The 25366-nt window shown below is 70.9% G+C and carries 24 protein-coding genes; 21 read left to right on the top strand and 3 right to left on the bottom strand.

Features of this window, described 5'->3' with window-relative positions:
- Nucleotides 1-66: 66 nt before the first annotated feature.
- The 17 genes from EV378_RS07920 (at nucleotide 67) to EV378_RS07840 (ending at nucleotide 17822) form a co-directional block, all read left to right on the top strand.
- Nucleotides 67-1233 (top strand): CaiB/BaiF CoA transferase family protein, encoded by a 1167-nt coding sequence (locus EV378_RS07920; RefSeq protein WP_132422228.1) that lies wholly within the window; start codon nucleotides 67-69, stop codon nucleotides 1231-1233.
- A 115-nt stretch (nucleotides 1234-1348) separates the two neighbouring features.
- On the top strand, nucleotides 1349-2497 hold the full coding sequence (locus EV378_RS07915; protein WP_132422226.1) for an acyl-CoA dehydrogenase family protein: 1149 nt from the start codon (nucleotides 1349-1351) through the stop codon (nucleotides 2495-2497).
- A 29-nt stretch (nucleotides 2498-2526) separates the two neighbouring features.
- Nucleotides 2527-3033 (top strand): MaoC/PaaZ C-terminal domain-containing protein, encoded by a 507-nt coding sequence (locus EV378_RS07910; RefSeq protein WP_132422224.1) that lies wholly within the window; start codon nucleotides 2527-2529, stop codon nucleotides 3031-3033.
- A complete protein-coding gene (locus tag EV378_RS07905) occupies nucleotides 3030-4250 on the top strand; it encodes a thiolase family protein (protein WP_207908601.1) in 1221 nt (406 codons plus the stop codon). Before EV378_RS07910 ends, EV378_RS07905 begins: the two co-directional genes overlap by 4 nt.
- Complete coding sequence (locus EV378_RS07900; protein ID WP_132422222.1) at nucleotides 4247-4648, top strand: Zn-ribbon domain-containing OB-fold protein; 402 nt, start codon at nucleotides 4247-4249, stop codon at nucleotides 4646-4648. Before EV378_RS07905 ends, EV378_RS07900 begins: the two co-directional genes overlap by 4 nt.
- A 1-nt stretch (nucleotide 4649) precedes the next feature.
- Nucleotides 4650-5831 carry a CaiB/BaiF CoA transferase family protein gene (locus tag EV378_RS07895; protein WP_132422220.1) on the top strand — a complete coding sequence of 394 codons (1182 nt, stop codon included), beginning with the start codon at nucleotides 4650-4652 and terminating at the stop codon, nucleotides 5829-5831.
- A complete protein-coding gene (locus EV378_RS07890; protein WP_132422218.1) occupies nucleotides 5828-6973 on the top strand; it encodes a CaiB/BaiF CoA transferase family protein in 1146 nt (381 codons plus the stop codon). Before EV378_RS07895 ends, EV378_RS07890 begins: the two co-directional genes overlap by 4 nt.
- A 61-nt stretch (nucleotides 6974-7034) precedes the next feature.
- Nucleotides 7035-7964 carry a LysR family transcriptional regulator gene (locus EV378_RS07885; protein ID WP_132422216.1) on the top strand — a complete coding sequence of 310 codons (930 nt, stop codon included), beginning with the start codon at nucleotides 7035-7037 and terminating at the stop codon, nucleotides 7962-7964.
- Nucleotides 7965-8081: 117 nt separating this feature from the next.
- Entirely contained in the window at nucleotides 8082-9209 is a 1128-nt protein-coding gene (locus tag EV378_RS07880) for an NDMA-dependent alcohol dehydrogenase (protein WP_132422214.1), read from the top strand.
- The gene (locus EV378_RS07875; protein ID WP_132422212.1) at nucleotides 9206-9997 is read left to right on the top strand and encodes an SDR family NAD(P)-dependent oxidoreductase; all 792 of its coding nucleotides are present in this window, start codon (nucleotides 9206-9208) and stop codon (nucleotides 9995-9997) included. The genes EV378_RS07880 and EV378_RS07875 overlap by 4 nt, the downstream gene beginning before the upstream one ends.
- Nucleotides 9998-10095: 98 nt before the next feature.
- Entirely contained in the window at nucleotides 10096-11286 is a 1191-nt protein-coding gene (locus EV378_RS07870; RefSeq protein ID WP_132427583.1) for an acyl-CoA dehydrogenase family protein, read from the top strand.
- Nucleotides 11279-12103 carry an enoyl-CoA hydratase/isomerase family protein gene (locus EV378_RS07865; protein ID WP_424511212.1) on the top strand — a complete coding sequence of 275 codons (825 nt, stop codon included), beginning with the start codon at nucleotides 11279-11281 and terminating at the stop codon, nucleotides 12101-12103. Before EV378_RS07870 ends, EV378_RS07865 begins: the two co-directional genes overlap by 8 nt.
- Complete coding sequence (locus tag EV378_RS07860) at nucleotides 12100-12999, top strand: HpcH/HpaI aldolase/citrate lyase family protein (RefSeq protein ID WP_132422208.1); 900 nt, start codon at nucleotides 12100-12102, stop codon at nucleotides 12997-12999. Before EV378_RS07865 ends, EV378_RS07860 begins: the two co-directional genes overlap by 4 nt.
- On the top strand, nucleotides 12996-14195 hold the full coding sequence (locus tag EV378_RS07855) for an acetyl-CoA C-acetyltransferase (RefSeq protein ID WP_132422206.1): 1200 nt from the start codon (nucleotides 12996-12998) through the stop codon (nucleotides 14193-14195). The genes EV378_RS07860 and EV378_RS07855 overlap by 4 nt, the downstream gene beginning before the upstream one ends.
- A 20-nt stretch (nucleotides 14196-14215) precedes the next feature.
- Nucleotides 14216-15346, top strand: coding sequence for an NDMA-dependent alcohol dehydrogenase (locus EV378_RS07850; protein ID WP_341540412.1), 1131 nt, complete (start codon nucleotides 14216-14218; stop codon nucleotides 15344-15346).
- Nucleotides 15346-16680 carry a phenylacetate--CoA ligase family protein gene (locus tag EV378_RS07845; RefSeq protein WP_132422202.1) on the top strand — a complete coding sequence of 445 codons (1335 nt, stop codon included), beginning with the start codon at nucleotides 15346-15348 and terminating at the stop codon, nucleotides 16678-16680. Before EV378_RS07850 ends, EV378_RS07845 begins: the two co-directional genes overlap by 1 nt.
- Nucleotides 16677-17822: a CaiB/BaiF CoA transferase family protein gene (locus tag EV378_RS07840; protein WP_132422200.1), complete on the top strand. Its 1146-nt coding sequence runs from the start codon at nucleotides 16677-16679 to the stop codon at nucleotides 17820-17822. The genes EV378_RS07845 and EV378_RS07840 overlap by 4 nt, the downstream gene beginning before the upstream one ends.
- Before the next feature lie 317 nt (nucleotides 17823-18139).
- Here EV378_RS07840 and EV378_RS07835 read toward each other — a convergent pair whose 3' ends face one another.
- Together EV378_RS07835 and EV378_RS07830 are read right to left on the bottom strand one after the other, a co-directional pair.
- On the bottom strand, nucleotides 18140-19312 hold the full coding sequence (locus EV378_RS07835; protein WP_132422198.1) for a CaiB/BaiF CoA transferase family protein: 1173 nt from the start codon (nucleotides 19310-19312) through the stop codon (nucleotides 18140-18142).
- Complete coding sequence (locus tag EV378_RS07830) at nucleotides 19305-20753, bottom strand: MmgE/PrpD family protein (RefSeq protein WP_207908600.1); 1449 nt, start codon at nucleotides 20751-20753, stop codon at nucleotides 19305-19307. Before EV378_RS07830 ends, EV378_RS07835 begins: the two co-directional genes overlap by 8 nt.
- Before the next feature lie 96 nt (nucleotides 20754-20849).
- Between EV378_RS07830 and EV378_RS07825 the strand changes: the two genes are divergently transcribed.
- The 3 genes from EV378_RS07825 to EV378_RS07815 are packed head-to-tail and all read left to right on the top strand — an operon-like array spanning nucleotide 20850 to nucleotide 23649.
- Nucleotides 20850-21323, top strand: a complete 474-nt coding sequence (locus EV378_RS07825) for a MaoC family dehydratase (RefSeq protein WP_132422196.1) — start codon at nucleotides 20850-20852, stop codon at nucleotides 21321-21323.
- Between the two features lie 29 nt (nucleotides 21324-21352).
- Nucleotides 21353-22528: an acyl-CoA dehydrogenase family protein gene (locus EV378_RS07820; RefSeq protein ID WP_132422194.1), complete on the top strand. Its 1176-nt coding sequence runs from the start codon at nucleotides 21353-21355 to the stop codon at nucleotides 22526-22528.
- The gene (locus EV378_RS07815) at nucleotides 22528-23649 is read left to right on the top strand and encodes a CaiB/BaiF CoA transferase family protein (protein WP_207908599.1); all 1122 of its coding nucleotides are present in this window, start codon (nucleotides 22528-22530) and stop codon (nucleotides 23647-23649) included. The genes EV378_RS07820 and EV378_RS07815 overlap by 1 nt, the downstream gene beginning before the upstream one ends.
- A 4-nt stretch (nucleotides 23650-23653) precedes the next feature.
- Here EV378_RS07815 and EV378_RS07810 read toward each other — a convergent pair whose 3' ends face one another.
- Complete coding sequence (locus EV378_RS07810; protein ID WP_132422192.1) at nucleotides 23654-24355, bottom strand: GntR family transcriptional regulator; 702 nt, start codon at nucleotides 24353-24355, stop codon at nucleotides 23654-23656.
- A 218-nt stretch (nucleotides 24356-24573) separates the two neighbouring features.
- Between EV378_RS07810 and EV378_RS07805 the strand changes: the two genes are divergently transcribed.
- On the top strand, nucleotides 24574-25308 hold the full coding sequence (locus EV378_RS07805) for a CPBP family intramembrane glutamic endopeptidase (protein ID WP_207908598.1): 735 nt from the start codon (nucleotides 24574-24576) through the stop codon (nucleotides 25306-25308).
- Nucleotides 25309-25366: the final 58 nt, after the last annotated feature.

Here is a 25366-nt window from a genome sequence, read left to right as displayed (position 1 = left end):
TCCTGAACCGCCACTTCGGGAATCGTCAATCGGAGTACGCAGGAGGCTGCCCTAGTGTCGATGGACATGAACAATTCGACGTCGGCCCGGAGCGGTCCGCTGGCCGGAATTCGCGTCATCGAGCTCGGCGGCGTGGGCCCGACACCGTTCTGCGGCATGCTGCTCGCAGATCTCGGTGCCGACGTCGTGCGGATCGAACGGCCCCCCGGATACGACGGCGGCGCCCCGATCGAGGCGCGGTTCAACCTGCTCCACCGCAGCCGCCGCGCCGCGACGCTGGACCTGAAGAACCCGGACGCCGTCGCGACCGTGCTGCGCCTCGCCGAGCAGGCCGACGTTCTGATCGAGGGCTTCCGTCCGGGCGTCGCCGAGCGGCTCGGCCTGGGCCCGGACGAGTGCCGGGCCGCCAACCCGCGCCTGGTGTACGGCCGGATGACGGGGTGGGGGCAGGACGGCCCGCTCGCCAAGGCCCCCGGACACGACCTCAACTACGTCTCGCTGACCGGGGTCGTCCACTCCATCGGTGACCGGGGCGGCCCGCCCGGCATCCCGCTGAACCTGGTCGGCGACTTCGGCGGCGGCGCGCTCTACCTGGCCCTGGGCGTGGTCTCCGCGGTCCTGGAGGCCCGGGAGTCGGGGGAGGGGCAGGTCGTCGACGCCGCGATGGTCGACGGGTCGGCGTCGCTGATGACGGCGATGTACGGGTTCCGGGCCGCCGGCTACTGGAGCGACGAGCGGGGCACGAACCGTCTCGACTCCGGGGCGCCCTGGTACCACGTCTACGAGACCCGCGACGGCGGCTGGATCGGCATCGGCGCCAACGAGGCCCGGTTCTGGCGCAACACGCTGCGCCTGCTCGGGTTCGACGCGGAACAGATGCCCGACCAGCACGACCAGCGGCACTGGCCCGAGGTCACCGAACGGCTGGCCGCCGTGTTCCGCACCCGCGACCGCGACGAGTGGTGCGCGCTCGCCGATGGCGAGGACCTGTGCCTGGCGCCGGTGCTGTCCATGGGCGAGGCGCCCGAGCACCCCCACCTGAAGGCGCGCGGCACGTTCGTCGAGGTCGACGGTGTGGTGCAGCCCGCACCCGCGCCCCGGTTCAGCCGGACCCCCGGAGCGGTCGGCGACGCGCCCGCGGAGCCGGGCAGGCACACCGACGACGTGCTCGGCGACTGGGGCTTCTCCACGGCCGAGGTCGCGGCGCTGCGCGAGGCGGGTGCGACGGCCTGAGCCGGTACTTCGACGCGGGCGAACTCCCGTTTCGAGAACCGTCAATTGTTTGCGCGGATCAACGAGATTAGCGTCGATGGTATCGACCCGAAATCGAGCGCAGGAGTGCGAAACCATGTCTGAGAACTTCCTCGACGAGTCCCAGTCGGACTGGCTCGCCACCGTGAACGATTTCATGGACAAGGAGGTCACGGTCGAGTACGTCCGGAACTGCGACTTCCACCGCGAGTATCCCTACGAGGCGTACGCGAAGATCGCCAAGCAGGGCTGGCTCGGCATCATGATTCCCGAGGAGAACGGTGGCTCCGGGGGCGACATCTTCGACTACTCGCTGATGGCCGAGGGGCTCGGCAAGTTCGGGTTCGACTTCGCGTGCTCGGTCCTGGTGCCGACGTTCACGGCGATGAACATCGTCAAGTTCGGCAACGCCGCCCAGCAGGAGCGCTACGTCAGGCCGTTCATCGACGGGCAGATCCGGTTCTCGGTGTCGATCTCCGAGCCGGACGCCGGCTCGGACGCGGCGGCGACGAAGACGCACGCCCGCCGCGACGAGAACGGCGACTGGATCGTCAACGGCTCGAAGCTGTGGTGCAGCGGCGCCGCGGCCGACGACACGATCATCGCGATGCTGGTGCGCACGTCGGAGAACAAGCACAACGGCCTGTCCGTGCTGCTCATCCCGAACGACACCCCCGGGCTGGACATCCGCAAGCTGCCGACGCTGTCCCGGCACGCCACCGGCACCACGGAGATCTTCCTCGACGACGTGCGCGTCCCGGGCGACGCGCTGCTCGGCGAGGAGGGCGAGGGCTGGAAGATCATCACCGACCACCTGGAGCTGGAACGCTGCGCGGTGGCCGCGGCCTACGTCGGGAACGCGCAGACGGCCGTCGACACCGCCAACCGCTACGCCCAGGAGCGGACCCAGTTCGGCAAGCCGATCTTCGACTTCCAGGTCCTCAAGCACACCCTCGCCGACTGCCAGACGCAGGTCGATGCCGCCCGGCTGCTCTGCTACCGCGCCGCCCAGATCAAGGCAGGCGGCACGCCCGCCGCCCGCGAGACGTCGATGGCCAAGCTCTTCGGTTCCGAGACGCTCAAGCGCTGCGCTCTGGAGGGCATGCAGATTCTCGGCGGCTACGCGAACCTCCCCGAGGCGGACATGGAGCGCTACCTGCGGGAGAGCGTCCAGTCCACGATCGGCGGCGGTACCTCGCAGATCCAGCGCACGATCATCGCCAAGTCGATGCGCCTGCCGGCGTAGAACCCGTCGCGAACATCAGGGAGAGATCGATGGAGATCAACAACCGGGTCGACATGCCCTACGACGAGCTCGAGGTCGGGCACGTCTTCCGCTCCGGCGGGCGCACGATCACCGAGGCCGACGTCGTCAACTTCTGCGCGCTGACCGGCAACTGGATCGAGATCCACTCGAACAAGCACTACGCCGAGCAGACGCGGTTCGGCGAGCGCCTCGTGCAGGGGTCGCTGACGTACTCGATCGTCACCGGCCTGATCCAGTTCGGCCCCGCGATCCAGGCGAACTACGGCCTGGACACGATGCGCTACACGAAGCCGGTGCACATCGACGACACGATCTACGCCACGGCCGAGGTGGTCGCGAAGAAGGAGAAGGACGACACCTACGGGGTGACGACGTTCCTGGTCAAGGCGCTCAACCAGGACGGGCACGTCGTGCAGCGCGGCGAGTGGAGCCTGCTCATGCTGCGCCGCCGCGAGGACCTGGAGGCCCTGCTCGGCTCGTCGCTCCCCACGGAGAAGCAGCCGGAGCGGGTGTGAGCGGGGAGCCGGTCGCCGCGATCGTCGGCATGGGCGACGCGTACGCGACGAGGAACGACCGCAAGGACCCGATGCAGCTCGCCGTCGAGGCGACGACCGCCGCGCTCGCCGACGCCGGCATCGGCAAGGACCGGGTCGACGCGGTGTTCACCGGCCGCTCGCCGTGGGCGGACAAGCGCTCCCAGTGGAGCAACGTGTTCTGCTCCCACATGCAGATGCCGGTGACGCTGAACAGCGAGATCACCCTGCACGGCGCCGGTCTGACGTCGACCGTCGCGGTCGCCGCCCAGATGATCGCGGCCGGGCGCGCCGAGCACGTGCTCTGCCTGCAGAGCGACGCGACGGAGCTGTTCGTCGACGCCGTGGCGATGGGCGCCGAGGCCGACTCCGACCCGCAGTTCGAGGTGCCCTACGGGCCGACGATCCCGTCGCTCTACGCCCAGGCCGCGCACCGCTACTTCCACGAGTACGGCGCGGACGAGGCGGACCTGGCCGACGTCGCCGTCGCCAACCAGCGCTGGGGTGCGCACCACCCGCACGCCGCAAAGGCCCGGCACGGGGAGATCGACCGGGAGAAGGTTCTGTCCTCGCCCTACGTCGCGACGCCGCTGCGCCGGTGGATGTGCTCCACCTGGGGCGGCGGCACCGGCGGGGCACTGGTCGTGACCTCGCCGGAGCGGGCCCGCGAGCACCGGGATCCGGTCCACGTTCTGGGCTACGGCTCGGCGTCCACGCACGAGTACCTGACCGACCGGATGAACATGGCCGACGGCCGCTTCGCCGGCATGGGCGAGTTCCCGAACCTGACGCACACCGCGTCCGTCGAGGCCGCCCGGCAGGCCTACGCGTCGTCCGGGCTGACCCCCGGCGACATCGACATGCTGCAGCTGTCGGTCAACTTCGCGCACATGGGTCCGATCCTGATGGAGGACCTCGGTTTCGCGAAGAAGGGCCACGGCGTCGACCCGTACCGGGAGGGCCGCACGGGGGTCGACGGCGACCTGCCGACCGACACGAACGGCGGCTGGCTGTCGTTCGGCCAGCCCGGGATCTCCTGCAACATGGACAGCCTGGTCGAGGCCGTCCGCCAGCTCCGCGGGACCGCACTCGGTCTCGCCCCGGCGCAGCGCCCGCGCACCGTCCTGGTGCAGGGCGCCGGCGGCATGCTGGCCGCGAGCGGCGTGATGGTGCTCGGCCGTGAGGAGAGCGGATCATGAGGGACTGGCCGCAGCCCTACCGGCAGCTCGATGCCGAGCCGTACTGGACGGCGTGCGACGAGGGGCGGTTGACGTTCCAGCGCTGTGGCGGGTGCCGCGACGCGATCTGGCCCGCGCACTCGGTCTGCCCGCACTGCTCGTCCGACGTTCTGACCTGGGAGGAGTCGGCGGGGCGCGGCGTCGTCTGGTCGTACTCGACGGTGATGCGCGCGCCGACGCCGGTGTTCGCCGGCATCGCGCCGTACACGGTCGGGTTCGTCCGGCTCGACGAGGGCTACCACCTGTTCACCCGGATCGACGCGGATCCCGACGCCGTCGCGATCGACATGCCGGTGCGCGTCCGGTTCGACCGTCGCGGGGAGCAGACGCTCCCGGTGTTCGAGCCGGCGGGGATCTGACGTGCCAGGGCCGCTGGACGGGATCCGGGTCCTGGACCTGACGTCGAACTTCATGGGGCCCTACGCGTCCCTGCTGCTCGCCGACATGGGCGCGGACGTCGCGAAGGTGGAGGCCCCGGCCGGGGACACCACCCGCGGCGTCGGCCCCGCCCGGAACCCGGGCATGGCCGCGATCTTCCTGCACCTCAACCGGAACAAGCGCAGCCTCGTGCTGGACCTGAAGACCACCGAGGGCCGGGACGCGGTGCGCCGCATGGCCCGCCGCGCGGACGTCCTGCTGCACAGCCTCCGCCCGGCCGCCATGCGCCGGCTCGGACTGTCCTATGCGGACCTGAGCGAGGACAACCCGCGCATGGTCTACTGCGGCTGCTTCGGGTTCGGTCAGGACGGCCCGTACGCGGCCAAGCCCGCCTACGACGACCTCATCCAGGCCGCCGTCGGGATGCCGGTCCTGCAGAGCCGCAAGCAGGGTGAGCCGCAGTACGTGGCCACCGCCGTGGCGGACCGGGTGGTCGGGATGGCGGCCTCGTCGGCGGTCGCGATGGCGTTGCTGCACCGCGAGCGCACCGGGCGTGGCCAGGAGGTCGAGGTCCCGATGTTCGAGACGTTCGCGCACTTCACGATGGGTGACCACCTCTACGGGCACACGTTCTCGCCGCCGATCGGGGACTGGGGCTACGCGCGGATGATGAACGCCGACCGCCGCCCCTACCGCACGCTCGACGGGTACCTCGGCGTGAACGTGTACACCGACCGGCACTGGCAGCGCTTCTTCGCCGCCGTCGGCCGCCCGGACCTGGCCGTCGATCCGCGGTTCGCCACCATCGCCGGCCGCACCGAGAACATCGGCGAGCTCTACGCGTTCCTGGCGGAGGTGTTCGCCACCCGGTCGACCGACGAGTGGGTGAAGATCCTCGAGGATGCGGACATCCCGGCGATCCGGATGAACACGCCCGACACGCTGCTCGACGACCCGCACATGACGGCTGTCGGGTTCTTCGCCGAGACCGACCACCCGAGCGAGGGCCGGTTGCGGACGATCGGGATCCCGCAGCGGTGGAGCGAGAGCGCGCCCGAACAGCGTCACCGGGCGCCCCGGCTCGGGGAGCACTCGGCGGAACTGTTGCGCGAGTACGGGTTCGACCGGAGCGAGATCGAGATCCTGACGGAGGAACGATCATGACCGACCTTCCGCTCGCCGGCGTCGTCGTGGTGGAGCTCAGTGACAGCGCGTCCGCGCCGTTCGCGGGTAAGATCCTCGCCGAGCTCGGCGCCGAGGTCTGGAAGATCGAACGGCCGACCGGCGACTCCGCGCGGGGCTGGGGCCCGAGCCAGTGGCGCGGCTGCGGTGCGGCGTTCCACGCGCTCAACCGGGGACGGAACTATCTCGAGATCGACATCAAGGACCGCGACCAGCTCGCCACCCTGCACCGGCTGATCGCCGAGTGCGCGGACGTGTTCCTACACAACCTGCGGCCGGGGTCGGCCGGGAAGTACGGGCTCGACGCCGACAGCCTCCGGGTGACCAAGCCGGACCTCGTGCACTGCGAGATCGGTGCGTTCGGCGCCACCGGGCCGCTCAACTCGCTGCCCGGTTACGACCCGCTGATGCAGGCCTTCTCCGGGATCATGGACATCACCGGGGAGGCCGACGGCGGCCCGGTGCGTGCCGGTGTGTCCATCGTGGACTTCGGTGCCGGGATGTGGGCGGTGATCGGCATCCTGGCCGCTCTGAACCGTCGCCACGTCAAGCACACCGGGGCGTCGGTGGACGCGTCGCTGCTCGAGACCGCGATCACCTGGATGTCGGTCGGGATCGCGGGCTACGGGGCGGACGGGAACCCGGGGCGGCGGCACGGCTCCGGGGTGGCGTTCATCGTGCCGCACCGCGCCTACCCGACGACCGACGGCGACCTGATCGTCAGCTGCGCCAACGACGCGTTGTTCGCGCGGCTCGCCGCCGCCCTGGACCACCCGGAGTGGGGGACCGACCCGCGGTTCGCGACGAACGCCGGGCGCCTGGAGAACCGCGACGAGATCGACCGGCTGATCGGCGAGCGCCTGGCCACCGGCACCCGTGCGCAGTGGCGGGAGCGGCTGCAGGCGGCCGGTATCCCGGTGGCGCCGGTGCAGACGACGCCCGAGCTCGTCGCACACGAGCAGACCAGGGCCCTCGGCATCATCGGCGCCCCCGAGGAGGACGAGCTCGGCGTCGTCGGACTGCCCCTGTCGTTCGACGGGACCCGGCCGCCGCCGCTGCACGGCGTGCGCGGGATCGGGGCGGACAACGACCGGCTCGACGCCGTCCTGCCGGTGCGTGCATGACGGCTTGTCGCGGCACGGCTGCTCGCGTTGAATTGCTGCACAACGCCGTAGGAGCCGTGACGTGGGTTCGTTCAACAGACTGCACCTGATCCGTCAGGTCGATCTCTTCACGCTGCAGCTGTTCCTGTCCGCGGTCGAGGAGCGCCAGATCGGCCTCGCGGCGGTGCGGGAGAACGTGGCCGCCTCCACGGCGACGAAGCGGATCCACGATCTGGAGAGCATCGCGGGCATCGAGCTGCTCGAGCGCACCCCGAAGGGTGTCGTGCCGACGCCGGCCGGTGAGGTGCTGGCCCGCCACGTCCGGACGATCTTCGGCAGCCTGGAGGACATCCGGGCCGAGATCGCGGCGTTCACCGAGGGCGTCCAGGGAGACCTGACGATCTCGTCCGCGCGCTCCATCATCGCCCCGTTCCTCGCGCACGAGCTGGGGGAGTTCAACCGGCAGTTCCCGCTCGTCCGGCTCGTCGTGCACGAGATCGAGAACGCCGAGATCGTGCACCAGGTCGCGCGCGGGGAGGCCGACGTCGGTGTGTTCGCCTCGGCGCACGAGCTCGACCTGTCCGGCGTGGACGTCCAGCCCTACCGGCGGGACCGGATCGTCGCGGTCCTGCCGACCGGACACCGCCTCGCCGATCGCGACCGCATCACGTTCGCCGACCTCCTCCCGGAGAACCTGATCGCGGTCGGGCCGATGGTGAACGCGTTCCGCGCCGCGGCACGCCGGCTCGGGGAGGACTTCGAGCCGCGGTTCAGCGTGCGCAGCGGACGTGTCGCGCTCAGCCTGGTCCAGGCCGGCCTCGGAGTGACCGCCCAGCCGGAGTGCCTCGTCGGCCGCGACGTCGCCGACCGGGTCCGGGTGCTGGAGCTCGCCGAGCCGTGGGCCGAGCGGAAGATCTGCATCGCGACCGCGCGCGGGCGCGGCGCGAGCCCGGCGGGTCAGGCGCTGATCGAGCAGCTGCTCGACCACCCCGCCGGGGACGGCCCGATGTGACGCTTTCGGCCCCTCGAACCGCTGGTTCACGAATCGTCAATTGATTCCGCGCGGTACCGGGAAAGAGAATCCGGACGCAGCATTTTCGTGCTGTTTCACGGAAAGGACGACGATGTCGTGAAGACGACGGCCGCTCTGCTCTGGGACACGCCCGGCACCTGGGACGTCCGCGAGGTCGATCTGGATCCGCCGAAGGCGGGCGAGGTACTGGTCAAGATCATGGCGACCGGCCTGTGCCACTCCGACGACCACTTCGCGCAGGGTGACATCCCGTTCCACTCCTACCCGGCGTGCGGCGGGCACGAGGGCGCCGGGATCGTCGAGGCCGTCGGTCCCGGTGTGACCCGGGTGGCGCCGGGCGACCACATCGTCACGTCGTTCATCCCGGCCTGCGGTCGGTGCCGCAACTGCGTGACCGGCCGTCAGAACATCTGCGTCAACGGCGCTCTGATCACCGTCGGCACGCAGCTCGACGGGACGTTCCGGATGCACGCCGACGGGCACGGCGTGGCCCAGAACGCGTGCATCTCCACGTTCTCCGAATGGACCGTGATGCCGGAGGTGTCCGCCACCCCGATCCGCCGCGACGTGCCGTTCGAGGTGGCCGCGATCGTCGGATGCGCGGTGCCGACCGGATGGGGCTCCGCCGTGCGCGCGGCCGGCATCGTGCCCGGCGACGTCGTGATCGTCATGGGCGTCGGCGGGATCGGCATCAACGCCGTGCAGGGCGCGCGGCACGTCGGGGCGCATCGGGTGATCGCGGTGGATCCGGTGGAGTCCAAGCGCGAGCTCGCGCTGAAGCTGGGAGCCACCGATGCCGTCGCGCACATCGCCGAGGCGGACGAGCTCGCGCGCAGCCTGACGAACGGTCAGGGCGCCGACCAGGCGATCGTCTGCGTCGGGGTGGTCACCGGCGAGCACGTCGGCGAGGCGTACGCGACGATCAAGACCGGTGGGACCGTCGTCCTGGTCAGCGCCGCGAACCACCAGCTCACCGGAATCCCGGTCCCGCTGCTCGACCTGGCCCTGCACGAGAAGCGCATCCAGGGGGCGCTGTACGGGATGGGCGGTCCGGCGCGGGAGATCCCGCTGCTGCTCGACCTGTACAAGGCGGGGTCGTTGAAGCTGGACGAGCTGGTCACCCGCACCTACGACATCGAGCAGATCAACGAGGCCTACGCGGACATGCACCGGGGACTGAACGTGCGCGGAGTCGTGAGCTTCGCGGAGCGGCACCGAGGATGAGCGGGAAGGTCGCGATCGTCACGGGCGCCACCGGGGGGATCGGCCGGGGCGTCGCCCTACGGCTCGCCGTGGACGGCATGACCGTGGTCGTGAACGGGCGGGACGAGAGCCGGGCCGGACCGGTGCTCGCCGAGATCGCCGACCTGGGCGGGACCGCGCAGTTCGTCGCGGGCGACGTCCGATCCAGATCGGACATGGACGCGGTCGTCGCCGCGGCGGTCGATCGGTTCGGCGGGGTCGACGTCGTCGTCCCCAGCGCCGGGGGAGACGACGACGCGGCCCGCTCGACCGACGTCCGCGGCCCGTTCGGTGACATCGACCTGGCGCAGGTCACCGCGTTCGTCGCGCAGGCGGTCGCGTCGAAGCTGAACGTCGTGCAGGCGGCCGTCCCGGCGATGCGGGAACGCGGTGGCGGCAGCGTCGTGTTCGTGACGTCGGAAGGTGGGCGGACCCCGACGCCCGGCCAGACCGCCATCGCCGCGTTCTCCGGTGGTCTGATCATGGCGAGCAAGGTGCTCTCCACGGAGCTGGCCCGCGACCAGATCCGGGTCAACTGCGTCTGCGTCACCGTGGTCCGCGACTCGCCGTCCTGGACCGCCGCCTTCGAGAACGAGGGCGCTGTCGGTGACCGCCATCGCCGGCAGTACGAGAAGATCATCGAACGCAGCCCGCTGGGGGTCGCGTCGCCGACCGACATCGGCGACGTCGTCGCGTTCCTCGCGTCGGACCGGTCCCACTACCTCACCGGCCTGGTCGCGAGCCCGACCGGTGGGCTGACCATCCACTGATCAGCTGCGGTCCTTGCGATGTGACATGAGCCGTGCGACCCGTGACGGCTGTCCACATTTAATATATTGTGTTGAGCAAGCGAGGGAAGGCAGGCCCGATGGACGCGCCAGGAACCGAGACGGTCTCGGCCGAGGACTTCGAGCAGGTCCGGGCCCAGGTGCGGGAGTTCGTCCGGGAGGTGGTCGTCCCGCGGGAACGGGAGATCGCCGACACCGACGCGATTCCCGACGACGTCCGGGAGCAGGCCGCGGCGATGGGGCTGTTCGGCTACGCGCTGCCCGAGGAGTACGGCGGTCTCGGCCTGGCGATCACCCAGGACGTCGAGCTGGCGTTGGAGTTCGGCTACACGGCGCTGTCGTTCCGGTCGCTGTTCGGCACGAACAACGGCATCGCCGGGCAGGTGCTGGTCGGGTGGGGGACCGACGAGCAGCGCAAGCGCTGGCTGGAGCCGATGGCCGAGGGCCGGGTGATCGCGTCGTTCGCGCTGACCGAGCCGGAGGCCGGCTCCGATCCGTCCGGGATGCGCAGCACGGCCACGTGGACCGACGGCGGCTGGGTGATCTCCGGCCGCAAGCAGTACATCACCAACGCGCCGCTGGCCGACCTGCTCGTCACGTTCGCGAAGGTGCGTGGCTACTCCGACGATGACGACGGCCGGGTGGCTGTCTTCCTGGTCCCAACGGACTCGGCGGGCGTCACGATCGGCCCCAAGGACCACAAGATGGGCCAGCAGGGTGCGTCCACATCGGACGTGATGTTCGACGACGTCCGGGTCGGGGCCGACGCTCTCGTCAGCGGTGAGGTGCGGGCCGGGTTCCGCGCGGCGATGACGGTGCTCGCCCGCGGACGGGTGCACATCTCGGCTCTGGCGATGGGATTGGCACAGCGGGCGCTCGACGAGTCGGTCGCGCACTCCGCGCAGAACCGGCAGGGCGGCATCCCGACCGGCGAGCGTCAGCTCGTGCAGGCGATGCTAGCCGAGCAGCAGTCGCTCGTGCTGGCCGGCACCGCGATGGTGCGCGAGACCGCCCGGACGTACCTGGACGGCAGCGACCGCAGGCTCGCCCCGAGCGCGACGAAGCTGTTCTGCACCGAGGCGGCCGGGAAGGTCGCCGACCTGGCCGTCCAGGTGCACGGCGGCGCCGGCTACATGCGGGAGATGGCCGTCGAGCGGATCTACCGCGACGTGCGCCTGCTGCGGCTCTACGAGGGCACCAGTGAGATCCAGAAGCTGATCGTCGGGCGCGAGCTGATCCGGCGTGAGAACGAGAGGAATGCCCGTGCGTGAGCGGTTCCCGAACCTCCGGATCGACGGCCCGGACGAGGCCGGTGTCGTCGAGCTGGTGCTGGACGCGCCGAACCTGAACGCGGTCAGCGAGGCCGCGCACGCCGAGCTCGCGGAGGTGTGGCGCGCGTTCGAGGCCGACCCGTCGGTCCGCGCCGTGCTGCTGCGCGGCGAGGGCAAGGGCTTCTCGGCCGGCGGGTCGTTCGACCTGGTCGAGAAGCTCGCGACCGACTTCGAGACCCGCACGCGCACCATGCGCGAGGCCCGCGACCTGGTCTACAACGTGCTGGACTGCACGAAGCCGATCGTGTCCGCGATCCACGGCCCGGCCGTGGGCGCCGGGCTGGTCGCGGGTGTGCTGGCCGACGTCTCCGTCGTCACCGCCGACGCGAAGATCATCGACGGGCACACGCGGCTCGGCGTCGCCGCCGGTGACCACGCCGCGATCTGCTGGCCATTGCTGTGCGGCATGGCGAAAGCCAAGTACTACCTGCTGACCTGCCGCCCGCTGACCGGCGCGGAGGCGGAGCGGATCGGGCTGGTGTCGCTGTGCGTGCCGAGCGCCGACGAACTGCTGCCGGCCGCGCGGGAGGTCGCCCGCGAGCTGGCCGACGGTGCGCCGCTGGCGATCCGGTCCACCAAGCAGGCGCTGAACAACTGGTACCGGCACGTCGCCGGGTCGATCTTCGACGCGTCCGTGGCGCTGGAGTTCTACGGCTTCGGCGGGCCCGAGGTCCACGAGGGTCTCGCGTCGCACCGGGAACGCCGCGCGCCGAACTTCCGAGAGCCGAATCTCCGAGAACAGGGAGTCCTGCAGTGAAGCCGTACCGCTCGATGCTGTTCGTCCCCGGCCACAAGCCGTCGTGGGCGGACAAGGCCGTCGCCTCCGGCACCGACGCGGTGATCCTCGATCTGGAGGACTCCGTCCCGGCCACGGAGAAGGCCGACGCCCGCAAGACGGTGCGGGAGACGATCGGCCGGCTGCGCTCCGACGGCGTGCGTGCCGACGTCTGGGTCCGGCCCAACCCGTACACCGCTCCCGAGTTCGCCGCGGACGTCGAGGAGATCGTCGTCCCGGGGCTGGCGGGGCTGTTCCTGCCCAAGGTGTTCGACGCCGAGGAGATCGTCCGGATCGACGCCGTCCTGTCCCATGTGGAGGCCCGCGAGGGTCTGCCGGACCGGGGGATCGGGCTGATCGTCAGCTTCGAGACGGCCGTGTCGATGGCGCGCTGCGAGGAGATCGCCGTGGCCAGCCCGCGGGTGTCCGGGCTGCTCGGAGCGACCGGTCCGGGGGCCGACGTCGGCCGAGAGCTCGGCTTCGAGTTCACTCCGGAGGGCCTCGAGTCGCTCTACCTGCGCAGCCGGATCGTGCTCGCGTCCCGAGCCGCAGGGCTGCACCACCCGGTGACCGGGGTCTGGCAGGACATCAAGGACGTCGACGGCTTCCGGCGGTTCGCGACCGACGCGCGGCGTCTCGGTTACCGCGGCATGGTGTGCATCCACCCGTCGCACGTCGCGCTCTCGCACGAGGTGTTCACGCCGTCCGCCGAGACCGTCGCCTACTCGCGGCGGCTGATCGAGGCGTTCCGGGAGGCGGAGGCGGCCGGCAGCGCTGCCGTCGACTTCGAGGGCCAGCACGTCGACATCGCGCACGTGAAGACGGCCGAGGGGATCATCGCCCTCGCCGACGCGATCGGGCTGGACACCGACTCGTGAGGCGCGCGGCCATCGTCCGTCCCGTTCGGACGCCGGTCGGGGTGTTCGGCGGAGCCCTGAGGACGGTTCCGGTCGAGGACCTCGCCGGACCGGTGATCACCGCCGTCGTCGAGCGCACCGGCATCGACCCCGAGCGGATCGACGACGTCGCGTTCGCCCAGTCCTACGCCAACTCCGAGACCCCGTGCGTCGGCCGGTGGGCCGCGCTGCACGCCGGGCTGCCGATCTCGGTGCCGGGCTTCCAGACCGACCGCCGCTGCGGCAGCGGGCTGCAGGCCCTGGTCACCGGCTCGATGATGGTGCAGACCGGCGCGAGCGACGTCGTGCTGGTCGGCGGCGTGGAGAGCATGTCGGGCATCGAGTACTACTCGACCTCGCAGCGCTGGGGCGCCAGGGCCGGCACCGTCTCGCTCTACGACCGCCTCGACCGCGGCCGCGAACGCTCCCAGCCCGAGCACCGGTTCGGCCGGATCAGCGGCATGATCGAGACCGCGGAGACGCTCGCCGAGCGCTACGGCGTCACCCGCGAGCAGGCCGACGCGTTCGCCGCCGCCAGCCACCGCAAGGCTGCCGCCGCGCAGAAGGACGGCCTGTTCGACGACGAGATCGTCCCGATCGCCGTGCCGCAGCGCCGCGGGGAGCCGGTGATGGTGACCGCCGACGAGGGCGTCCGCCCGGACTCGACGCCGGAGAAGCTCGCGGGACTGCGCACGATCACGCCGGGCGGCACGGTGACCGCCGGCAACGCCAGCCAGCAGAACGACGCCGCCGCGGCCTGCCTGGTGGTCGCCGAGGACCGGCTCGAGGAGCTCGGCCTCGAACCGATCGCGTTCCTGGAGGGCTGGGCCGCGGCCGGCTGCGACCCCGCGACGATGGGGATCGGCCCGGTGCCTGCGGTCGCGAAGCTGTTCGACCGGACCGGGCTGACGTTCGACGACGTCGACCTCGTCGAGATCAACGAGGCGTTCGCCGCCCAGGTCCTGTCGGTGCTGGCCGAGTGGGGTGGCGCCGTCGACCCGGAGCGGCTCAACGTGAACGGCTCCGGGATCTCGCTCGGCCACCCGGTCGGCGCGACCGGCCTGCGGATCATGACGACGGTCCTGCACGAGATGCGCCGGCGCGGCGCCCGCCGCGCGCTGGAAACCATGTGCATCGGCGGCGGGCAGGGCATGGCCGCCGTGTTCACGGCCGCATAGATCGAAACGAAGGAGACGTGATGGTCGCGATGACGCGGACACGCGGAGCGGTGATCCGGAAGAACCCGGGCAAGATCGAGGTGACCGACCTCGACGTCGAGGACCCGCAGCCGGACGAGGTGCAGATCGAGCTGGCCGCGTCCGGCATGTGCCACTCGGACGACCACCACGTCACCGGCGACAGCCCGCCCCACATGTTCCCGTTCGCGCTCGGGCACGAGGGCGCCGGGATCATCACCAAGGTCGGCGGCCCGAACCGCAAGGGCCTGAAGGAGGGCGACCACGTCGTCCTGTCCGCCGTCCCGAGCTGCGGCAACTGCCGCTGGTGCATGACCGGCCGGCAGAACCTCTGCAACCTCGTCGGCGGGATCCTGGCCGGGCACCGGTGGACCGACGGCACGTTCCGGATGTTCGAGCCGGACGGCACCCCGGTCGGGCAGCACTGCGGGATCTCGACGTTCGTGCCGACGACCACGGTGTCGGTCGACTCCTGCGTGAAGATCGACGACGACATCCCGCTGGAGGTGGCCTGCCTGGTCGGCTGCGGCGTGGCCACCGGGTGGGGATCTGCGGTCAACTCGGCCGGGATCCAGCCGGGCGACGTCGCCGTCGTGATGGGGATCGGCGGGATCGGGATCAACGCCGTCCAGGGCGCCAAGCACGCCGGGGCGGGCGCGATCATCGCCGTCGACCCGGTCGCGATGAAGCGCGAGAAGGCCGAGGAGTTCGGCGCGACCCACTCCGCCTCCTCGATGGAAGAGGCGACCGAGGTCGCCAGGCAGCTCACCGACGGGCAGGGCGCCGACGCCACGATCATCACCGTCGGCGTCATGAAGCCGGAGTACGTGTCGCAGGGACTCGGCGCCACCCGCAAGGCCGGCACCTGCGTCGTCACGGCGATCGGCAAGAACGCGACCACGCCGGTGGACATGAACGTCTACGAGCTGACGCTGGCGCAGAAGAGCCTGGTCGGGGCGCTGTTCGGCGCGTCGCGGGGCAGCTGGGACATCCCGCGGCTGCTCCAGCTCTACCGCAACGGCCAGCTCAAGCTCGATGAGCTCGTCACCCGCACCTACTCGCTCGACGAGATCAACCAGGGGTACCGGGACATGCACGACGGCAAGAACATCCGAGGAGTGATCCGGTACTGATGCCTCCTTACTCCGAGCAGCACTGGGCCGAGATCGAGTCGGCCTCCCCGGCGCAGGCGCGGCGGGTCCAGGACGAGCGGTTGCGCGAGCAGGTCGCGTACCTGGCGTCGCACAGCACGTTCTACCGGGACAAGATCGGCGCGGACGTGCTCGCCGGAATCCGCGGCGTCGACGACCTGGCCGGCCTTCCGTTCACCGAGAAGCAGGAGCTGCGCGACAGCCTGGCCGCACACCCGCCGCTGGGCCGCCACGTCGCCGCCGCCGACGACGAGATCGTGCAGATCCAGGCGTCGTCCGGCACCACCGGGAGCCCGTCCTACGTCGGGCTGACGGCCTCGGACGTCACGACGTGGTCCGAGCTGGGCGCGCGGGCGTTGTACGCCAACGGCTTCCGGCCGGGAATGCGGATGCTGCACGGCTTCGGGATGAGCAAGGGCTTCGTCGGTGGCCTGCCGATCGTCCAGATCGCGCAGCACATGGGCATCGTGGACATCCCGGTCGGCGCCGAGGCCGGTGCGGAGCGGCTGCTGCGGGTGCAGGCCGACCAGCGGCCGCAGGCGTTGATCGGCACGCCGCACTTCCTGGCCTACCTGGCGTCCCAGGCGCCGTCGATCGTCGGCGCCGACGCGCGCGATCTCGGCGTGCAGGTGATCAGTGTCGGCGGCGAGCCGGGCGGCGGCCTCCCCACGGTGCGGGAGAACCTCGAGGCGCTCTGGAGCGCGACGTCGCGGGAGATGCTGGGCGGCACCGACATCGCCTGCACCTACTGGGGCGAGTGCGACGCCGCCGAGGGGATGCACTTCCTCTCGCCGGACCTGATGGTCGCCGAGCTCATCGACCCCGACACCGGGGACCGCGTCGACCCGGTGGAAGGGGCGACCGGCGAGCTCGTCTACACCGCGCTGGCGCGCCGCGCGTCGCCGCTGCTGCGCTTCCGCACCCGCGACCACGTCGTCGTGACCGGCACCGACTGCCGGTGCGGGCGGACCGGCTACAAGGTCCGCTGCGTCGGGCGCACCGACGACATGCTGATCGTCCGCGGCATCAACCTGTTCCCGTCCGCGGTGAAGGACCTGGTGAACGGGCTGCGACCGGACGCGACGGGGGAGATGCGTATCCGGGCGGACTTCGAGGGGCACTCGACGCAGAAGCCGCTGCCGGTGGTCGTCGAGTACGTCACCGGGCTCTCCGGCGAGGGGCAGGAGACGTTGCGCCGCACGGTGTTCGACCGCGTACGGTCGGCGCTGAACGTCAGCACCGCCGTCGAGCTCGTGCCGGAGGGAACGTTGAAGCGCCCGGACCACGTCAAGGTCGCGCTCGTGGAGCGCGTGTGAGATCGCCGCTCGCCGGGATCACCGTCCTGGCGCTGGAGCAGGCCATCTCCGCTCCACTGTGTACCCGCCACCTGGCCGACCTCGGCGCGCGGGTGATCAAGGTGGAGAACCCGGGCGTCGGCGACTCGGCCCGGCACTACGACGGCGTCGTGTGCGGCATGGCCGCGCACTTCGTGTGGCTCAACCACGGCAAGGAGTCCGTCGAGCTGTCACTCACCGACACGGGCGACCGGGAGGTGTTCGACCGGCTGCTGGAACGGGCCGACGTGTTCGTGTCCAACCTGGCGCCGGGCGCGCTCGGGCGGCTGGGGCTCGCTCCCTCCGACGTGGCCGGGCGGAACCCGCGGCTGATCGTCGTGGACATCTCCGGGTACGGCGTCGGGGGCCCGTTGGATCACAAGCGGGCCTACGACCTGCTGGTGCAGTCCGAGGGCGGTGCCTGCGCGATCACCGGCACGCCGGGCCACCCGGCGAAGGGCGGCGTCCCGGTCGCCGACGTCGGGACGGCGCTGTACGCCTACTCCGCCGTGTTGGCCGCGCTCTACGACCGGGAGCGGACCGGGTGCGGGACGGTGATCCCGGTGGCGATGCTCGACGTCGTCGCGGAGACGATGGGGTTCGCGCTGAACACCGTCGTGCACGGCGGACCGGAACCGGAACCGGTCGGCATGGGCTCGCCGATGGTCGCCCCGTACGGCGCGTACCCGACCGCGGACTCCCAGACCGTGGTGCTCGGGACGACGAGCGACCGGGAGTGGCAGCGGCTGGCCGGGAACCTGTTGCGCGACAGCGATCTCGCCGCCGACCCGCGCTACTCGCGCAACGCCGACCGGGTCGCCCACCGGGCCGAGCTGGACGAGATCGTCGGCCGCTGGTGCGCCGGGCGCGATCTCGCCGAGATCCAGCGGCTCGCCGACGAGGCCGGGATCGGGAACGCCCGCCTGAACAGCGTCACCGAGCTGGCCGGTCATCCCCAGTTGGCACAGCGGGGTCGCTGGCGCGAGGTGGACTCCCCGGTCGGGAAGGTGCCCGCGCTGCGCCCGCCCGCGTTGGGACGCGACTGGACGCTCCCCGACGGCCGGGTCCCGGCCCTCGGCGAGCACACCGACGCGATCCGCCGCGAGGTCCGGGACCAAATCTGATCCGCGGCACCCGATCCCGCGCCGAGATGTATCTGAGCGGGATTTGTGGATCTCCGGAGCCCGTTCACGTGCATCTCGACGCGAGGAGCGGCACTCCCAACGGGCATCGGGTGTGGCGAACGACCGGCCCGGCCCTCCTTGGCGCGGGGCAGCGGACGACGCGCGCCGTGGTGGGAACGCGCGCATCGGCGGAAAACGCGCACGTCCGGACACGCGCGTTCTCCGGAACGGCGCGCGTTCCGCGGATCACATGGCGGCGGGAGGCGGCGCTGCTCGGAGCGTGGCGTTCCGCGCCGGCCTCGGCGCCGCCCGACGAGTCAGGACTCGGCGTTCAGGATTCCGGCGGCAATGAGCTCGGTGACCTGGTCGTCGTCGTACACCTCGGCGGCGATCTCCCGGGTGTGCTGGCCGATCCGCGGCGTCGGACCTCCGCGGTCGGGCCGCGTGCCGTCGAAACGCCATGGTGGGCGCAGCAGCTGCATCCCGTTCGGGCCGCCCGGCTCGAACAGGTCCAGCCACTCCGTCTGCGGGTGCTCGATGTAGGTGCCCGTGCTCAGCACCGGCGCGAACGGCACGTCGAACTCGGTCAGGAGCTTCTCCCACTCGTCGAGGGGCCTGCGGGCGAACTCCGCCTCCACGATCGGCACGAGCTGGAAGTAGTTCGCCTCGCGGTGCCGGTATGGCGTGAAGCGCGGGTCCTCGGTCAGCTCCGGGCGGCCCATCGCGGCGCACAGATTGACCCAGAACTTCTGTGACGACGACAGATGCACGGCGATGTAGTCCCCGGACGCGGTGGCCACGCAGAAGTTCTGCGCCTGCGGGTGCCGGGTCGTGCGGCTCGGGTCGGTGCCGGTGTCGTAGAACTGGCTCAACGCGTCCGTCGTCAGGATGCTGACCGCCTCCATGAGCGACGTGTCGACCCGCGCGCCGGAGCCGGTCTGACCTCGACCGACCAGGGCCGCGAGCACTCCGGTCGCGCTGACCAGCCCGGTGACGACGTCGGACAGGATCGTGCCGGACAGCTGCGGCTGCCCCGGCTCGCCGAGCACCGAGTACAGGCCACCGAACGCCTGGCCGATCGTGTCGTACGCCGGCCTGTCACGCAGCGGTCCGCCGTCGCCGAACCCGTTGACCGACCCGAAGACCAGGTTCGGTCGCAGGGCGGAACAGACCTCGGGGCCCAGGCCGAGGGCGGCGAGCTTGCCGGGGCGCATGTTCTCCATCAGCACGTCGAAGCGGGGGAGCAGCGCCTTGACCAGGTCGAGGCCCTCCGGCTTCTTCAGGTCGACGCTCAGGCTGCGCTTGCCGGCGTTGACCTGGGCGAAGTACGGGCTCCGGTCGTTGTCGCCGCGGCGGAAGTCGTCTCCGGCCGGCGACTCCACCTTCACCACGTCGGCGCCGAGGGCGGCGAGCAGCGCCCCACCCATCGGCATGGAGATGTAGCCGCCGATCTCCAGGACGCGGATACCGGTCAGAGGCTTGTCAGGCAACGGACGTCCTCACGATCAGCTGGTCGGCCAGCGCGGACGCCGGCATGTCGAGGTCGCCGTCGGTGATCGTGCGCAGCAGCTCCTCACCGCCCGCGGCACCCAGCCGTCCGACGGTGAGATCCCGGAACTTCGCATCCAGGTCCGTCCGGGAGATCGGGTTCTCGACCGTCCCGCTGGAGTCCTCCACGAACCGGTGCGCGGACGTCCCGTCGGCGTAGGTGACGGTGATGTCGCCGACCCACTTGCCGGGGTAGCCGGCGTCGAGCTCCGGGTTCGGGGTGATCCGGACCCGCTGAGCGAGCTGCGCGACCTCTGCGCCGTCACCGTCCTCGGTGAGCTTGAGTCGCCCCTCGAGGTAGTCGAAGTGCGTGCTGAACCCGTTGCCGTGGCCGGTCAGCGCGAACGCGACCTGGAACGGCAGGCTGTACTGCAGGTTCACGATGTTCTGCGGCGCATAGGAGTTCGCGTTCCGGTTCCCGACGACGACGTCGGCCCCCGCCTGGATCGCCAGCTCGACGCCGGTGATCTTGTCGGCCGGAGCGGCCAGCTCCCGCGCCCCGTCGACGTAGGCGTGGCAGCAGCCGCAGCAGCAGTACGGCTTGATCCAGACCCGGCCCACCTCGAACGGCCGGTCCGGGGAGAAGGCCTCGGCGGCGTCCGGGCCGGGGTCGCGGCGCAGGAAGGTCCCGAAGAAACCCTTCGAGCCGGTCAGGTAGGACGTCGGGCCGGTGATGCCCGCCTCGGCCATCTCGGCCGCCTGGACACCTCCGCGGGTGCCGATCCCGGCGTGCAGCCGCTTCACCGAACCGCCCGACGACGTGTACTCGGTGGTGCCGCCGCAATGGCTCATGGCGATCGCGAGCGCGTGGGTGGTCCGCTCGACGTCGAAACCGCGCATCCTCGCGACGACCGCGGCGGCGCCGAACGGGGACAGCATCGCGTGCGGGTGGTAGCCCGTCTCCAGCAGATCCGGCGCGGCGAGCACGCCGATGCGCGTGTAGGCCTCGTAGCCGGCGACGACGCCGAGCAGCACGTCGCGCAGCGTCAGCCCGTCCTGCTCGCCGATCGCGAGCGCGGTGGACACCACACAGCTGCCGGGATGGCTGGAGCTGGCCCGGTGGGCGTCGTCGTACTCGAAGCTGTGTCCGAGCGTCGCGTTGACGAACGCGGCGTCGGCCGGGCTCATCGCGTCGCCGGTGACGACCACGCGCGCCGACCCGGGGGCGTGCCGAGCACGACCGAGCTCCACCACGGCCCGGCTCCACGGCAGCGCCTCGCAACCGACCTGGAGCGCGAGCTGGTCCTGCATCAGCCGGCGGGCTCCCGCTAGCGCGTCGGCCGGGATCGCGTCGAACTCGAGCCCGGCCACCAGACGACCGAGTGCGGCTTCCACCGGCGGGGTGTTCTGCATGGTCGTCGGGTCCTCTCCATCGGGGCTCACGTTGCTCCAACATAATATATTGTGTAGCTTGCGGTGGCAACGCAGTAGCACCGCGGCGGTCCGACGACGCCGCCGCCCCCACGAGGAGGACCACGCATGAGCGGCCTGTACTTCGAGGAGTTCGAGCCGGGCCAGGCCATCGAGCACGCCACCCGACGCACGGTCACCGAGACCGACAACGTCCTGTTCAGCTCGCTGACCCTGAACCTGGCCCCGCTGCACCTCGACGCCGAGTACTCGAAGAACTCGATCCACGGGCAGCGGCTCGTCAACAGCCTGTTCATCCTCGGCCTCGTCTCCGGGATCACGGTGCCGGAGACGACCCAGGGGACGACGCTCGGCAACCTCGGGTTCAACGAGATCAAGTTCCCGAAGCCGGTCTTCCACGGCGACACCATCCGGGTGCGCACCGAGATCGTCGAGACCCGGGAGTCCAAGAGCCGCGACGACTCCGGGATCGTCACGTTCCGCCACCTCGGCATCAACCAGCGCGACGAGGTCGTCTGCGACGCCGTCCGGGTCGGCCTGATGATGAAACGGCCCGCCGAGCAGGCCGCCGCAGCTTCTTGAGCAGCAGACTTCGCGTAGAGGAGCACGCAGTGACCACCACCGCGACCACCACCGAGCCGTCCGATCTCGTACTGATCCGCGAGACCGTGCGCGGCCTCGCCCGCAAGTTCGACTGGGACTACTGGCGGCGCTGCGACGCCGAGCACGCCTACCCCTGGGAGTTCGTGAACGCGTTCGCCGAGGGCGGCTGGCTCGGCGGGATGATCCCCGAGGAGTACGGCGGGCTCGGGCTCGGCATCACCGAGGCGGCCGTCATGATGGGCGAGATCGCGGCGTCCGGTGCGGGGATGAGCGGCGGCTCGGCGATCCACTTCTACGTCTTCCCGCCGGCGCCGATCGTGCGCCACGGCTCCGAGGCGATGAAGCGCGAGTGGCTCCCGAAGATCGCCGCCGGTGAGGTCCTGACGGCGTTCGGCGTCACCGAGCCGACGGCCGGCGTGGACACGTCCCGGATCCGCACGAAGGCCGAGAAGATCGACGGCGGGTACGTCGTCAACGGGCAGAAGGTGTGGATCACGAACGCGCAGAACGCGCACAAGATCCTGCTGCTGGCCCGCACCTCGCCGCGTGACGAGGCGAAGCCGCTGCACGGGATGACGCTGTTCTTCACCGACCTGAACCGGGACCGGATCACCGTCACCGAGATCGAGAAGCTCGGGCGGGCGGCGATCGACTCGAACGAGCTGTTCATCGACAACCTCGAGGTCTCCGACGACGAGGTGGTCGGCGAGGTCGACAAGGGCTTCTACTACCTGATCGACGGCCTGAACCCGGAGCGAATCGTGGTCGGCATGGAGGGGATCGGGCTCGGCCGCTCCGGGCTGGACCTGGCCACGCAGTACGCGAAGGACCGGGTCGTGTTCGACCGCCCGATCGGCAAGAACCAGGCCGTCGCGCATCCGCTCGCGGACTCCTGGATCCGGTTGGAGGCGGCCGAGGCGATCGCGATGAAGGCCGCCGCGCAGTTCGACGCAGGCGAGAACTGCGGCGAGCTGTCGGCCGCCGCGAAGTTCCTCGGCGCCGAGTCCGGTTTCGAGGCGTGCGACCGGGCCATGTCGACCATGGGCGGTTACGCGTACGCGAAGGAGTACCACGTCGAGCGTCTGTGGCGGGAGGTCCGGCTGCTGCGCAACGCGCCGTTCTCCCAGGAGATGGTGCTGAACTACATCTCCAACCAGGTGCTGAAGCTGCCGCGGGCCTACTGATGGGGCCGCTGTCCGGGGTGCGGGTCGTCAGCCTGGCCGGGATGGGGCCGACGCCGTTCGCCGGCATGCTGCTCGCGGACATGGGCGCGGACGTGGTCCGCGTGACCCGGCCGCCGAGCCGCGCTGGGCGCGCGCTCGGCCAGACCGAGGGGATGGCGGCCGAGCACGACCTGGCGAACCGCGGCGTCTCGTCGGTGGCGGTGGATCTGAAGGACCCGTCCGGGACCGAGTCCGTGCTGGCTCTCGTCGAGCGCGCCGATGTCTTCGTCGAGGGCTACCGTCCGGGCGTCGCCGAGCGTCTCGGCCTCGGTCCAGAGCAGGTCCACGACCGCAACCCGGCGGTCGTCTATGCACGGCTGACCGGGTACGGGCAGTACGGCCCCCTGGCGCGGACCGCCGGTCACGACATCAACTACGTCGCGCAGTCGGGTGCCCTGCACGCGATGGCCCGCGCCGGAGAGGCTCCGCGACCGCCGATCAACCTGCTGGGCGACTATGCGGGCGGCGGCCTGCTCGCGGCCTTCGGTATCGTCTCGGCCGTGCTGGAGGCGCGCACGTCCGGTGTCGGGCAGGTGCTCGACGCCGCGATGGTGGACGGGGTGGCGCTCCTGACGGCGAAGCTCCAGGGCCTGCGTGCGGCCGGCCGGTACAGCGACGTGCCCGGCACGAACTACCTGGACTCGGGCGCGCCGTTCTACGACACCTACCGGTGCGCATGCGGCGGATACCTCGCCGTCGGCGCTCTGGAGCCCAGCTTCTACGACGAGTTCGTGTCCCGGCTCGGCGTGGCGACGCACGACTGGCCGGAGCAGGACGACCAGGAACGCTGGCCGGAGCTCCGTGCGCACATCGCCGACGCGATCGCCGCCCGCACGCGCGACGAGTGGGCCGAGGTCTACGAGGGCACCGACGCCTGCGTCACTCCGGTGTGGACGTTCGACGAGGCCGTGAAGCACCCGCACAACGTCGAGCGCGACCTGTACCAGTCGGTCGCGGGCGTTCAACACCCGTCGCCTGCGCCGCGCTTCGGGCGCACGCCCGGCCGGGCACCGGGTACACCGAGCGACCGGCTCCTCGACGTGGACGACGTCGTCGACGCATGGAGCCGCCCCGCCGGGTGAGTTCCTATGCGGACTGCTCCCCGGCCCAGAGCCCCCGCTCCTCGAGCATGTGGATCACGCCGTCGGCGCCCTCGAGGATGTGTTTCTCGGTCAGCGAGCGCGCCTTGCGGGCGTTGCGGGAGCGCAGCGCCTCGATCAGCTCGGGGTGGTCGTCGTGCGTGGACGCGACCTGTCCCTCGATCGACGCGTAGAAGCGGTTCGGCAGATGCCGCACCACGGAGCCGAGCAGCAGGGTCAGGCGCCGCGAGTCCGCCGCGAGGTTGATCTCCCGGTGGAACCGGTGTCCCAGATTCGCGACCGCATCATGATCGCGACGATCGACGGCGGCGCGGAACTGTTCGTCGATCTCCTCGAGACGCGCGACCGTCTCCGGGGAGATCTTCTTGGCCGCGCGCGCGGCGAGCTCGGCCGCGAGCTGGGCCTGAGCCCAGAACAGGTCCCGGATGTCCTGCTGCGAGACCGGTGCGACCACGAATCCGCGCCGGGGGACCAGCTGGACGAACCCCTCGCTGGACAGGGTGAGAAGGCCTTCGCGGACCGGCGTGTTGCTGACGCCGACGGCCTCGGCGATGGGCTCCATGCGCAGGAACTCACCCGGCTTCACCGTGCCGGACAGGATGAGTTCGCGCACGTAACCGGCCACTTCCTCGGGCAGCTGCTGGCGCCGGGAGCCGTTGTCGGAAATTCGGACCACATCCTTCGCCATCGCTCGTCCACCCTTCGGAACCGAGCATCATATACGGAACCGAGTATCGCACGCACGAAGGTCGATCTTGTGGATCGGACGCGTGGTGTCGTCCGACAACGCTGTCATGGGCTACTTGTCGACGGCTGCGCAGGTGGACGAGATGGAGCTGGGGCTGCGACCCCCGCACCTGACACGGTGAAGAGCTTGACCTTGCCCCGGCGGCATGGTTTCAACTTGTGCGCGTGCCCGAGCGAGCAGACACGCAGACGATCGTTTCGCGACTCGACGCGCCGCGGCCGGGATGGCCCGAGCTGTTGACCGCAGTGGTCACCGCAGTGGTGCTGTACGCGGTGGGAGGCGCCCTGATCTTCGTGGTCGCTCCGCCCAGCGCCCCTGCGGTGGCAGGCATGCTGCAGTTCGCACTGTCCGGGCTCGCCCCCGCCGGGGCGTTCATCGCGGCGGTGCTGGTCCGGATTCGAGCTCTGGGCCCGTTCGGATTCCGCAGCGTGGCCGGGCGATGGCTGGCGATCGCGTTCGTCGGTGCCGTTGTCTGCCTGGTCGTGGGCTCGGTGCTGACCCTGCTCAGCGGCCCGCTCTTCCCGGGGTCGGAAGCGGTCCAGGAGGACTACCGTTCCGCCTACGGGGCCGGCGTCGCCTCGCTGCTCGTCACGCTCGTGCTCGGTGGGATCCTCACGCCGATCGGCGAGGAGCTGCTGTTCCGCGGTCTGCTCGCCTCGTTCTTGCGGCGGTGGGGTGCCTGGGTCACCGTGATCGGGAGCGGTGTGGTGTTCGCGGTGTCACACGGCATCAACGACGTGCTCCCGACCGCGCTCGTGGTCGGCCTGTGGTCCGCCTGGCTGTTCTACCGGACCAGGTCGATCTGGCCCTCGTTCGTCGTGCACATCACCTTCAACTCCTTGTCGATCCTCGCCCACGGTTTCGGGCTGGTCGAGGCTCTGGGCTTGAGCTGAGGCGCGCCACGGCCGCGGGGATGCCGGCCACGAATGGCCGGAGGCCACCCTGAACCAC

Source organism: Pseudonocardia endophytica (assembly GCF_004339565.1).
GTDB lineage: Bacteria > Actinomycetota > Actinomycetes > Mycobacteriales > Pseudonocardiaceae > Pseudonocardia > Pseudonocardia endophytica.
This window is presented reverse-complemented; position numbering and strand designations above follow the sequence as displayed.

Excerpts from the sequence above, each read along its gene's own strand:
- EV378_RS07915 (WP_132422226.1), top strand. The coding sequence starts at position 1,349 with ATGTCTGAGAACTTCCTCGACGAGTCCCAGTCGGACTGGCTCGCCACC.
- EV378_RS07850 (WP_341540412.1), top strand. The coding sequence starts at position 14,216 with ATGGTCGCGATGACGCGGACACGCGGAGCGGTGATCCGGAAGAACCCG.
- EV378_RS07825 (WP_132422196.1), top strand. The coding sequence starts at position 20,850 with ATGAGCGGCCTGTACTTCGAGGAGTTCGAGCCGGGCCAGGCCATCGAG.
- EV378_RS07875 (WP_132422212.1), top strand. The coding sequence starts at position 9,206 with ATGAGCGGGAAGGTCGCGATCGTCACGGGCGCCACCGGGGGGATCGGC.
- EV378_RS07910 (WP_132422224.1), top strand. The coding sequence starts at position 2,527 with ATGGAGATCAACAACCGGGTCGACATGCCCTACGACGAGCTCGAGGTC.
- EV378_RS07890 (WP_132422218.1), top strand. The coding sequence starts at position 5,828 with ATGACCGACCTTCCGCTCGCCGGCGTCGTCGTGGTGGAGCTCAGTGAC.
- EV378_RS07810 (WP_132422192.1), bottom strand. The coding sequence starts at position 24,355 with ATGGCGAAGGATGTGGTCCGAATTTCCGACAACGGCTCCCGGCGCCAG.
- EV378_RS07815 (WP_207908599.1), top strand. The coding sequence starts at position 22,528 with ATGGGGCCGCTGTCCGGGGTGCGGGTCGTCAGCCTGGCCGGGATGGGG.
- EV378_RS07870 (WP_132427583.1), top strand. The coding sequence starts at position 10,096 with ATGGACGCGCCAGGAACCGAGACGGTCTCGGCCGAGGACTTCGAGCAG.
- EV378_RS07920 (WP_132422228.1), top strand. The coding sequence starts at position 67 with ATGAACAATTCGACGTCGGCCCGGAGCGGTCCGCTGGCCGGAATTCGC.
- EV378_RS07845 (WP_132422202.1), top strand. The coding sequence starts at position 15,346 with ATGCCTCCTTACTCCGAGCAGCACTGGGCCGAGATCGAGTCGGCCTCC.
- EV378_RS07900 (WP_132422222.1), top strand. The coding sequence starts at position 4,247 with ATGAGGGACTGGCCGCAGCCCTACCGGCAGCTCGATGCCGAGCCGTAC.